General features: G+C 57.8%; 10 protein-coding genes. 4 read left to right on the top strand and 6 right to left on the bottom strand.

Going from position 1 to position 11,516, the window contains the following annotated elements:
- Both NKH99_RS28010 and NKH99_RS28005 read left to right on the top strand, forming a co-directional pair.
- The gene (locus tag NKH99_RS28010; RefSeq protein WP_353016877.1) at positions 1-1,929 is read left to right on the top strand and encodes a TIR domain-containing protein; all 1,929 of its coding nucleotides are present in this window, start codon (positions 1-3) and stop codon (positions 1,927-1,929) included.
- On the top strand, positions 1,926-3,482 hold the full coding sequence (locus tag NKH99_RS28005) for an argonaute/piwi family protein (RefSeq protein WP_353016874.1): 1,557 nt from the start codon (positions 1,926-1,928) through the stop codon (positions 3,480-3,482). Before NKH99_RS28010 ends, NKH99_RS28005 begins: the two co-directional genes overlap by 4 nt.
- Positions 3,483-3,639: 157 nt before the next feature.
- Here the strand turns inward: NKH99_RS28005 and NKH99_RS28000 are convergent, their stop codons facing one another.
- On the bottom strand, positions 3,640-4,677 hold the full coding sequence (locus NKH99_RS28000) for a putative endonuclease domain-containing protein (protein ID WP_353016872.1): 1,038 nt from the start codon (positions 4,675-4,677) through the stop codon (positions 3,640-3,642).
- A 96-nt stretch (positions 4,678-4,773) separates the two neighbouring features.
- Between NKH99_RS28000 and NKH99_RS27995 the strand changes: the two genes are divergently transcribed.
- Positions 4,774-5,547: a hypothetical protein gene (locus NKH99_RS27995; protein WP_353016870.1), complete on the top strand. Its 774-nt coding sequence runs from the start codon at positions 4,774-4,776 to the stop codon at positions 5,545-5,547.
- A 166-nt stretch (positions 5,548-5,713) separates the two neighbouring features.
- On the opposite strand, the gene NKH99_RS27990 is transcribed toward NKH99_RS27995, so the two are convergent.
- The 4 genes from NKH99_RS27990 to NKH99_RS27975 form a co-directional block, all read right to left on the bottom strand.
- On the bottom strand, positions 5,714-6,472 hold the full coding sequence (locus tag NKH99_RS27990) for a metallophosphoesterase (RefSeq protein WP_353016869.1): 759 nt from the start codon (positions 6,470-6,472) through the stop codon (positions 5,714-5,716).
- Positions 6,469-6,762 carry a hypothetical protein gene (locus NKH99_RS27985; RefSeq protein ID WP_353016868.1) on the bottom strand — a complete coding sequence of 98 codons (294 nt, stop codon included), beginning with the start codon at positions 6,760-6,762 and terminating at the stop codon, positions 6,469-6,471. Before NKH99_RS27985 ends, NKH99_RS27990 begins: the two co-directional genes overlap by 4 nt.
- A 257-nt stretch (positions 6,763-7,019) precedes the next feature.
- Complete coding sequence (locus NKH99_RS27980; RefSeq protein ID WP_353016866.1) at positions 7,020-7,856, bottom strand: metallophosphoesterase; 837 nt, start codon at positions 7,854-7,856, stop codon at positions 7,020-7,022.
- A 182-nt stretch (positions 7,857-8,038) separates the two neighbouring features.
- Positions 8,039-8,410, bottom strand: coding sequence for a DUF6634 family protein (locus NKH99_RS27975; protein WP_353016864.1), 372 nt, complete (start codon positions 8,408-8,410; stop codon positions 8,039-8,041).
- 243 nt (positions 8,411-8,653) lie between these two features.
- On the opposite strand from NKH99_RS27975, the gene NKH99_RS27970 reads away from it, so the two are divergent.
- Entirely contained in the window at positions 8,654-8,947 is a 294-nt protein-coding gene (locus NKH99_RS27970; RefSeq protein ID WP_353016862.1) for a helix-turn-helix domain-containing protein, read from the top strand.
- Positions 8,948-9,098: 151 nt separating this feature from the next.
- Here NKH99_RS27970 and NKH99_RS27965 read toward each other — a convergent pair whose 3' ends face one another.
- Positions 9,099-11,450 (bottom strand): hypothetical protein, encoded by a 2,352-nt coding sequence (locus NKH99_RS27965; protein ID WP_353016860.1) that lies wholly within the window; start codon positions 11,448-11,450, stop codon positions 9,099-9,101.
- Positions 11,451-11,516 lie beyond the last annotated feature (66 nt).

Below are 11,516 nucleotides of genomic sequence, written 5' to 3'. Positions count from 1 at the left end.
ATGGCATATGACTTCTCGAGTTTGTCACACAGCGAGTTTGAGGATTTGGCCCGCGACCTGATCGGTCGCGAGATCGGAAAGCGTTTCGAGGCCTTTCCTGAAGGGCCAGATGACGGAATGGACGGACGCCATGCGCTAGCCGACGGCGCGATCGTCCTGCAGGCCAAGCACTATCGCCGCGCAGGATTTTCGGGCGTGAAGTCCAAGATGACTAAGGAGCGGCAGTCGATCGACCGACTGGCGCCGAAGCGCTACATTCTCGTGACATCAGCGCCGCTCACGCCGAAAAACAAGAGCGCGTTGGCCGAAATCATCGGCCCCTCATTGCAAACACCGGGCGATATATTCGGCCCAGGCGACCTCAATGCGCTCCTGCGCAAGTATCCGAACATAGAAAAAGCCCATCAAAAACTATGGGTGCAAAGCACATCGGTTCTGCAAACGGTTGTCACGGAAGCCGTCGAAAATGCCCTTGCAAAGCCGGGGTCGATTCCCGCTGTCCTCGCCAATCTCCTGCCCCCTGCGGTAATCGTTGGGAACGCAGTGCCTGCCGAGAAATCGGTTCGCGACACAATCTTTCTGGTCAAATCGTCGCCGATCGACAACGAATTTACGCTTTGGCTCGCGCCCAAGCTCGAAGCAGAAGGATATCGCGTTTTCGCCGATATCCTGACACTTCAGCCTGGTGACCGGTGGCGCAGGCTGATCAATCAGGCACTGCAATACCGAGCGGCGAAAGTTCTGCTCGTCTGCCGCGATGCCACGCTCGACGACCCGAATGTTCAGGACGATCTCGACATCGCGCTGGAGGTGGCGAAGGAGATCCCCGATCCCCGCTTCATCATTCCGTTGCGGCTTGCGGCAGGCAGGAAGGTCAAGGGTGTCGGAGACGCGGTCGCCGTCGATTTCGTGCGCGGCTGGGGAGAAGGCGCAGGTCTCCTGCTTGACGCCCTCCAGCGGCAAAGGGTGCCGCGCACCGCCGGTCCGCCAGTGATCGATCCTAACTGGGAAGTCTTCCGACGCCGCGGCGCGATACCACTCGTCGATGAGGCCGAGCGTTTGACCTCGAACTGGCTTCGGGCGGCGGAGGCACCAGACGTCATTCGATACTTCGAAAGCACCGGGGCGATCGAACAAAGACTGTTGGATCATACAATCGAGGCCTTTCCCTATCCGTGTGCCATTCAGGGCTCCGGCATTCTCACCTTCGCCGATCAATCAGAGATAGATGCGGCGTTCGCGTCTGCCGGCCGCTTGAAGCTCAAGCATGAGATCCCGTTGCTGGAATTTGTCGACAACGGTTTCCCTGCCCTCGGGCTGGAGCGCCAGGTCGCATCCAACCTCATCATTGCGATGATCAAGAAAGCCTGGCTGTCCTTCTGTCGAGAGAAGGGCTTCGTCGAATATCACTATTCCAATGCTGTCGGTTTCCATGCTTCTGCCACGCAGGCGTCGACCGGGCAGCGCATTCCGTGGGGCAAGCAAGGCGATCGTCGATCCTCCATGCTTCGCAACGTCGCGAAGGGCCATATCTGGCAGTTCGGCGTCACCGCGATGCCCTACTTCTGGCCGTTCTGGCACCTCAAGCTCAAGTCACGGGTTCTGTTTTCGGTCGCCAACAATACGCCCGAGGGGCTCGGCATCGACGATGCCAGAAAGCTGCATCGCCTGCGCCGAAGCATTTGCAAGGGTTGGCGCAACAAGCAATGGCACGGGCGCATGCTCGCTTTCCTTGAACTTTTGTCCGGCGATTCCGGCTATATCCGACTGTCGCTATCGGCGAACGAAGCACTTGCGATTGAAGCGTTGCCCATCCTGTTCACATCGCCGGTTAGTACCGCGCTTCCCGATATTCTCGACGCCGACGAGGAAGAGGCAGACATCAGCACGCTGGGACGACCCGATAACGACGACGAGGTCGAAGCATGAGGTTTCCCGAGAAAACGCTTCGGCTTGAACACTTCGACGAACCGCAGCTGGAGTTTGCATTTTCGCAACGTAGTCCCCATCCCAAGGACGGACTCTTTCTTTATGGGCCGCATGCGAAGGCGAGGAAGAGCCGCGAGATCCGGGTCGGCGTGGTGGGTACCGCCGACGGGATCGGGCATTTTCGAACGTGGGGGCGCAAGCTCAATTCGGTTGTGCAGGTTCCGCCGCCCGGGAAAGGCGAGAAGTCTGAGCGGCTGCACCTGGCCAACTTTCCAGGCCTTCATGAAGCGTTCGGGATTTCTTTCGAGCCGGATGAATGCAGCATGCTGTCGATTGCGTGGAAAGACATCGATCGCGCGACACGCCTCATCAACCTCAATGAGGCCGTCGATAAGGTCGCGCGACTGTACATCGATCGCGTCCAGCAGCATCTGCGCAATGACGAGCGATCCGTCGATGTCTGGATCCTGGTGCTGCCGGAGATCGTCTACGACCGCTGCAGACCACAATCCAAGCGAACCGGCCTGCCGATGGAAAAGGGGGATTTCACCAAGCGGCAGAAGGCCAAGGAAAGCATTCCGCTGTTTTCCGCCATGGGCGTCATCGATCAGACCGAGGAAGCGATTTTCGAAGACGTTCCGGATTTCCATCGCAGGATCAAAGCCGAGTTTCTGAAGATAGCGCCGACGCAGCTCGTTCGTGAAACGACACTCGCGCCACAGGCCTTTCTCAACAACGCCAATTACCCGGCTCGCAAAACCCAGGACGCTGCGACAGTCGCCTGGAACCTCGCGACCGGACTCTACTACAAAACGCAGCCGAAACCGCCATGGCGGTTGGCGGATGTCCGCCCGGGGGTCTGCTACATTGGCATGGTCTACAAGAGCCTACCGCACGACCCTGATGGACATGCCTGCTGCGCGGCGCAGATGTTCCTCAACGAGGGTGACGGAGTCGTTTTCCGTGGCGCCAATGGACCATGGAAAACTGGGGACTATGAGTTTCATCTCAAGGCTCCTGCGGCGAAGAACCTTCTCGCCCTTGTGCTGAAGACCTATACCGAGAGCCATGGCGGCCCGCCCAAAGAGCTGTTTATTCACGGGCAAACTTATTTCAACGACGAGGAATGGAACGCCTTTGTTGACGCGGCTCCGAAGGAGACGAATGTTATCGGCGTGCGGATCCGCTCGACCGGCGGCGAAACGAAGCTCTTTCGGGATGGCGACTATCCCGTGCTGCGCGGGACCGCTCTGCTGCTCGATGATCAGACGGCCTATCTCTGGACGACGGGCTACGTGCCGCAGCTCGACACTTATATCGGGCCGGAGACGCCCAATCCGCTGCACATTACCGTGATGCGCAGCAAGAACGACAAGCCCGACATCTGCACGGTCTTGGCAGACATCATGGGTCTCACCAAGATCAACTACAACTCGTGCAATTTCAATGATGGCCTGCCCGTCACCGTGCGGTTCGCACGGATGGTTGGAGACGTCCTCACGATGGGCTCGGCGAAGGGAGAGGAACGCCAACCGTTCAAGTTCTATGTCTGAGCAATGCGCTGGACCTTACTCGCCGCTTTTGGTGAAAATTAAAACCGTTCACGAAACGCCTATCGTAAACCGAAACCAGCATTTCCGAGGCGAATACTCCCCCAGAACATGAGCGCGGACTGTCACATTTGCAATCGGTGCATCTTGCCGGCTCGGGTCACAGGCTGTCTTCGACTAGGTCGGCTGCCTGTTTGAGGCTCTTCACGATCGACCGCCCCTGGACCCGAACCGAGCGATAACCAGCCGCCTTGAGTTTCTCATCGATCGCCTCGTCCTTCGCCTGCGCCTTAGCGCCCCGATGGAAAGCACTCGAGTCGCAGAAGACGGCCAGCTTCTGCTTGGGGAAATAGAAATCCGACACGGTAACGGTCTGTGGCATGTGCCGGAACTCAATGTCCTTCCAGAGATGGTAGAGCGACGCGTGGCACTTGCCGTCGGTGGTAAACAGAACCTGCGGTTCAGGTTCATGGCCACGGCGCAGCAGCTCCTGGAACAGGAACAACTCGATCGGCGAGTCCAGACCCCAAAGCGGTCGCGCTTCGACCTTTTTGAACGGCGTGTAGAGCAATCTGCCGCGATGTTTCGCGTACTTCTCCTCAAGACGGGGGTTGTCGAATCCAAGCGGCGTCTCGAGCACGTCGGCGGCGTCATGCTGCAGCGGAATATAGTAGCGGCCGACTACGATACCCAGTTCGTCGAGATGGCCGTTGTAGTCCTTCTGTGTGAATAGGCTTAGCGGCCCGTACATGCCCCATTCGCCGCAGAAGGGATCGAAGCCCGTGTAGCACGAGTCGTCGCTGTCCGCTCTGCCGCCGACGATATTGGCTATGTAGTCTATGGAGCAGGGATCGACCTTCCCTCGCTTCGAGGCCGGCAGCAGCGCCAATGCGTACGGGATCGCGTGCGGAGGCCCGTCGCTCCTTTTGAGGTGAGCGATGCTTGCCACCACGCTGATCATCTGGAACTGCGTGCCGGCAGCGCGGAACATCTCGATCTCGCCTTCCGAGGGTTTGTCGCGGAGGATGGCGCCGGCGGCCTTGGACATGGCGCCGGTGATGGGCTGGACGCCACCTACTGGCGCCAGGCATCCCCGCAACAGCGGCGGAAGGTTTTCGAAGGCGACGCTAAATGGCTCCGCAGGAAGGCGGTTGTAGTCGTCTTGGTCGGTCAGATGCTTCGGGCGGTTTTCGATCATGCCAATCAAATGGTGCGCTGTCTCGTAGGCTACGAACGATATATTCGGGTTTGGTTGAGTCTTTGAATACGATTCGTTGGCAGGCTGGTGTTTGGAATGTACAAATTCGACAGGCATCGGTTTCGGCAACCAAGGAATGTTAGAGCGCGCGCTAAAAGTCAAAGTGATCAATCGTCGAATTTTTTTTCAACACTTGTTGCTATCGCGGCTCTGGTGGTCTCCGTGGTTAGTGCTGCGGCTTCTGCGTGGCAGACGCTGCTCGTTCACGAGCAACTTACAGCTAGTGATCGCAATCGCAGCTTCCAAGATCTGGTGCAGCAGGCTGGTAACATCTGCGAGCTTTTCTTTCCCAATAAGATAAAAACTTATTCATACGCGGCGCAGGCTGACGGGACGTCGATCCTCGTGGTCGCCCGAGAAGATATAGACCCTTCGATATATAGTGCCGAACTAGCCGAGAAAATTGCTGCTGAATCTCGAAAATTACGCCTTGCATTCACAGTCGCCGGTTTGTGGTCGACCCGTGATCAGTCTACAAATTTCTCAAGGGCGGAGTTTAGTGTCATGGAGCTATTCCAATACTTCTCGTCTCCTGATCTGTCTGTTTCTTACTACCGCGACTTTTTTGCCATGCGCTATATCAATGCATCTAACGCGTGCACCAACGACCGAGGTGTGACACTCAGTGCGAGCATTGCCGGGCTAGTGAATGATAAGGGAACCTGGTGGATTCAGCCCGATAGCAAGCCAGACCAGGTCGTTGTCGCCCCTCAGGCGAATCTAGAGCGCATGGACCGTGAACAGATACGGCAACTAGCTAATCAGCAGACTGAGCTGTTGAAAAACTACGACAGCTACAATCAAATATAACGCATTGTACGCTTGCAGGTCTGCAGCCGGGACGGAACGTTCAAAAAGTGCCCTGAGTGTCCGCTCCTAGTGCCCCCGTAGCAATGGCTAAACTGTCGAGATCAGCCGCGAATCTGCCGCCCGCAATCTGGTCAACTACGGGTCATTGTTCACCTTCATCCATGATCTACACGCTCACGACCAGTGCTGGATCGAATGCCGTATTCTCGTCATCATATCCGCGCGGATTGCAGACGATCCGGGTGCTTCCTACTGTGTAGTCGCAACTGTCGTGCGTGTGGCCGTGAACCCAGAGAGTTGGGTGCCCACTTTCGATGGTCTCCGTCAGATCGGACGCGTAGGCGGCGTTGAGAAGGTCGCCTTTGAATCTCCAAGGAATCGATCTCGCGTGGGGCAAGTGATGCGTGACGACGACCGAGGCGATCCGATCAGATTTCAGCGCGATATCTATGAACCGGCGCGAGTCCTGATGCATCCGAAAAGCCGTCTCTGGCACGAATCTTTGCCAAGGATTCCGCTGTTTCGCGATCTGCTTGTAATCGTTCATGCGCTCCCGTGCATGGTACATCGCTACTTCCAGATGCCCTTCGATGCGATAGTCGGTCCATAGCGTTGCGCCGATAAAACGCACGCCGTCGATGACGACAGAACCGTTCTCCAGGAAATGTACATTCGGGAATTCCTCAGCCGCTGATAGGCCATCCTCAAGCCCCTCTGTGATGGACCCCTTATAGAATTCGTGGTTTCCCGCGACATAGACGCAAGGCATCGCGTGGGCGACGTTTTTGGCCAGCCAATGGACGCCGTTGGCGGGTGCGCGGCAGAGATCGCCCGCAACCACGCAGACGTCAGCGTCCGGAATCGCGAGTGGCCGCCGCAGGTCGGCGTATTCAAGATGCAGGTCTGAAAGCATCCAGATTTTCACGAGCTGGCATCCTGGACATCGGTCGAATCATCATCGCGCTTCAAGAGGCAGGTAAAGGTTCTTCGGCTCCACTTGACGCGATCGAAGAACTCGCCTTCGAAGTTGGCCTCGCCGACGATCTCGATCTTGATGGAGGATTTGTCCCTATTCCGCGCATTGTACTCGAATGAGACCCTGATGACGTCGTCAAGCGAGACGCCATTGAGTTCTATGCTGCTATCCGCATGGGTCGGCCCGACCTTGATCTTGAATGCGTTGCCGGAGCCCGTGGGGCGATCACTGCTTGTCATGGTAGTGCTCCCTGAGGTGCAAGGCTGAGGTTGAATAGCACCATGAAGGTAACCTCCTTTTGAGCGAAGGATTCGCTACGAATCCTTCCAATTCGCGATCTCAGGCTTGGGCTTGGGCTTGGGTTTGGAATCGGGCATCACGTTCTCCGATCACGGGGCATTGAATAGTCGGCGGCAGCGCGGCCGTCTCCGGCGAAATCACCGCGAGCGTCCGAAGCTGCAGAGTATCGGTCTGCGGGGCACGGCACTCCGGGTCTTCACGACAGGTTCTCCGTGTCGATCACGAGGTCCCACTGAAAGCCATTGTCGCGCTCGCTGGCGACCCTGAGGTACCCCATCGGATTACAGACGATCCGCGTCCGGCCAACTCTGACGTCGCTGGGATAATGCGTGTGACCGCAAATCCATAGCGGCGGAGCCGCAGCCGAATCCAGGATTCCGCCAAATGCTTCTTTGCTGCAGGCAAACAGGTAGTTGGTTTCCCTGCCCAGGTAAGCCGCAGGTGTGCAGTCCGGATGGGGCAGATGATGTGTGATGACGACCGTTTTGCCCTCGAAAGGGATCGCCAGCTGTCGCTCGATGACGCCGCGCGTCAGCAAGTGAAAACCGAGCATGACCTGCGGCGAGAGCAGCTCGCCGTCGCCAAGCCGGATTCTCGAGAAATCCGGCAATTGCGTGAGCGCCAATTGCATCCGCCTCCGAATGCCGGCGTCGTTCACCAGGTCCATCTTGAAATCGGTCCACAGCGTGCCGCCGACAAACCGCACTCCGCTCAGCTCAATGGTGTCGTCGTCTAGGACGTAAAGCCGATTCCGCCACGATCGCGATGCCTCGGCCACTGCCTTCATCAGAAGGTGGTCGGAAGGTTTCGTTCGAGGCGGCCAGTCTCTGCGGTTGCTGTAGAATTCGTGATTGCCGGGCACGAAAATCATCGGTAGCTCGTAGCGCTCGATGAGCCGCTGCGCGTGATCGCGGAGCGTGTCGGCAAGGCAGAGGTCGCCCGCACAAACGATGACGTCGGCTTCCGGAGCCCTGTCCACATACACGGGGTTCTGCATCTCGAGATGCAGGTCGGACCAGATCCAGAGTTTCATGTCAGTCTCCAGTCATCTCTGCCGGCCAAACCCGCCATCTCGAGCGGCGCCGTGCAGCGCAAAGACTTGAATCCTTGTCCGCAGGATTCCCGATTGCCATGCGCGCGCCGCTCGCTGCGGGCGAGGCAGGCAACCAAAGGGGGCGGGAGTGCGACCTCGTTTCCTGAGATGGACACGCCATTTCAGTTGTCCTTCGTCATGTCGCGGAAAGGTTTCCCCAGGCGGTACCAACGGGACACTGATCGAGCTAGGCGCAGCTCTTCGGAGAAAAGCCAGATGTCAGAGGTCATGATCGGTCGCCCGCAACCGGGCAGAAGCGGGTGCCCAGTAGCGAGGCCGACTAGGCAAGGCACGGGGCGGACAGCCTGTCGCCAGTCCTCCAGAAGCGGAGCGTCTGACAACGTCCTCTCGTTGTAGAGGCGGCGGTAGTCGAAGGGAGACGCAATCACCCAAAGGTCGGCGACAAGCTTCTCTAGCCTTTCGATGTCTCGCCTGATGCCGTCGTAGTCGATGTCTTTCGTATTTCCGAAACGGTGCATGACGGTTTCCTTCATTTTGAAAGCGACGTCCCCCGCACCGACACCGGACAGAGCCGCTCTGCAAACGTCACCTTCCCACTCGAGCTTACGGCGAGTGTGATTCGAATCTCGGCGCGTCCAATTCGATGCAATGACCCAGCTTGTAGCACGCTCGCGAGTGATTCGCGAGTCCTTGCCTTTTAATCGCTATGTTTTGCGATCCAGTCGCAAATTGTTGACAAACTGGCGTTTGAAGCAGCGGTCTTATAAAAATGCGGAATGGATTTTCCTATCCAACCGATACCCATTCCCGCCTTGCGGGCGGCACGTGCTGCCCTCGGCCTTAAGCAGCACGAGTTGGCAAAGGTCGCTGGTGTCAGTCCCCGCACTATCTTCAAGATCGAGAAGGAGGGCGATGCCAGGATGGAGTCGGTTTTCCGGGTACAGCAGGCATTCGAGAGGCTTGGCGTAAACTTTTCGTGGAACAAGCGCACGCGCAGAATGTCGATTGAGTTGCCTGCCGCTTTAGTCGACTGGTCTCAATCTGGAGAAGACACGAAAGTTTCTAAATGATTTCGTGATGATTTTCGTGCCCAGAACGCGAAAGACCGGTTGAAGGAGTATTGCGTAGGCGCAATCCATAGGTCGACATCCGGACCGCCATTCTTACCATTGCCGTAACCTGGATGCGCCTCTATCCGAGCAGGTAATGCAAGAGACGCGTTTAGGCAGCTTCCCAGACTTGGTTGAGAATCCGTGCCGCCAAAGCCGCCTTGTCTTGCGGCAAGAATCGGCCGTAGTGCTGGGCGACCATTTCCGGCGTGTCCTGGATCGCGTAGCTCGCCTGCTCGTAGGAACCGGTCTTCTTCAGGATATGGGTGGCAAGCACATCACGAATATTGTGCGGCCCGTGAGGCAGGAGACCCTTGATAACCCCACGCCCGGTGTAGGGATTGTAGATGCCATAGCGCTGGATGATCAGCCGCCATGCCTCGAAGAATGTGTTCTTGTCGTAGGCTGCCGATATGCTGGTGACCTTTACGGTCTTGACGAAGAAGGTTCTCGGATCGGGGGCGGTTCTAAGAAGTCGGGCACGGTGGTGTTCGACGTAGGCGTCGATATATCGGTACAGGTTGCCGATGTTCGGTAGGATGAGCCGAAACGGCTTGTCCCCGAAGTAGGAAGAGTTCGCGTTCTTGAAGGCCACGGAGGGTATGAACACCTCCCAGCCATGATCCTTTTCGCTCCAGCGCAGTTCCCCGACCTTCATGTCTGCCAGTTGTCGTTCAGATGTCGGCAGTTTCCCCTTCGGACAAATGAGCATCTGCCTGAGATTCTTCTGCCTCAAGCCGGTATGGAGTCCGAACCGAATGAGGAGGAACGAGCGAACGGCCTCCGCAGCGGCCGAGGGATAGCGTTGTTCATCCGGCATCGTTTGAATGATCTCATCGGCGATTTTCCTGTATTCGCCGACCGGGCTGTCCGCCTCCAGGATCGGCATGATTGTTTCGAACGGGTCGCGGTGGACCTTGGCCACTCGCTGGATTTCCTTCGCGCGACCGGTGCAATGCTTGTGGCAGATATCACAGGCTTCGTTCCAGTTCACCCGGGCCGTGACGATCTGGTCTTCGGAGACAAGGCCGGGAATAGGGGCAAGGTGCTCGCTGAGCTCCGAGTGCTGCCTGAGCCAGCCTGTCTCAACGCGCGTCAACGCCAAGGCAATCCGCAGCATGTCTACTTCCCACGTGGTATAGAACCCGCGACGCCGCTCGCGCCATCGCAGGTACCAGTCCCACACCGATGGAAACACGAGCATGGCGAAGGTGAGTGACGTGCCTGGTATTCCCAAACCTCTGATCGCGCTCTTCGGTGGAGCTGCCAGTGCACCGAACAGGAGTCCGAAGTGCTCGACTTTCTGGGCGGCTGTCTCTCCTCCCCATACCCCGACACGCTGGTACCCGAAGGCGGTCAGGGTCGCCGTCTTGAAGTCGAGCAGCTGGGCCATCTCGTTCCACAGCCGCTCCGGAGCATCGATGGCGGTGTCGGTCGCGCCGATGGCTTCGTCGTCGACATCAACCATGTTGTCCGAGCGGGACGCGGTTCCTCGGAAGCTGGGACCAGCGAGAACCCCGCGAAAGCGCACAGCATAGCGGTTTCGGAGCGCCAACGCCTGGAAACGGCGGTAATCCGTTCCGCCAGATATGATCACGCGCTGGACCCATTCCAGAATTTCCTCACGTTCCTGGTGAGAGCGGCGATCGAAGTCGTCGGGCAGATGCCAGGCAAGGCGTCGGCGCTGGGACGGCGTTATGTCGGATGGTCGGTGACCGGTGGCAGCACGTGCCGGGTGAGCTAATTTTGCCTTGAAGTAGCCTTCGGGCAGGCGATACCTTGTCTCTATCCGGCTGAGAATCTGGAAGCTTGAAATGGAGCGCGGGGCTTTCGTGCCCTGAAGCCAGGTGAGCAAGGTCCTGCGGTCGAAGTTCTCGTCAGCCCGATAGATCGCACGATACAGATGCCAACATGTATCACCATGACGATCCATATGGAGCCTCAGCGCATCCTTGAAGGCCTCTGATTCCTCCCACATCGTCCAGAGCGGCTCCGGAAACTTGACGATCGGTTTCGGTTTCATTCCCCGTGTGCGACGCGGCGCAGCACCGGTAGGATAGGCGGCAGAAATAGTTGGCTTGGGCGCGCGCCTGTCATTTGTCTCGGGAGCAGCCAACGGGTTGGATTTGCTTTCGCCAGAAGCTAAACGGTGCCGTCGCGGGCTCGGCTTCGCTTTCTGATCACGTCTGATATCGCGCTTCGGCCTTTTCTTGCGTTTCGTCGCCCCGGGCCCAACGAAGCGGGTTATGGCATCAATGCCATGTCCTAGAATGCCACCAGCACGCTCGAGCGCCTCGACAGCAATGCCGCATTCCTGCGCGATTTCCGACCAATCCGGTCGACCGCTGGACCTCGGAGGCAACTGGTGACTGGCAATTAGCGAATGAAAATATGCGCTAAGTCGTTCGAGTTCCCGCGGGGGGAATGCCACGGCAACTCGTTGGCGGAGAAACTGATCGATCATGCGGGGAAACGACGCCCGCCCGGCACTGCTTGTCATTGTAATCTCTATTGGACACAACGACCCTGT

Origin of the sequence: Mesorhizobium sp. M0854, from assembly GCF_040319815.1 — a bacterium.
GTDB lineage: Bacteria > Pseudomonadota > Alphaproteobacteria > Rhizobiales > Rhizobiaceae > Mesorhizobium.
Note: the sequence above shows the minus strand (reverse complement) of the source record. Positions and strands in the feature narration are given on the sequence as shown.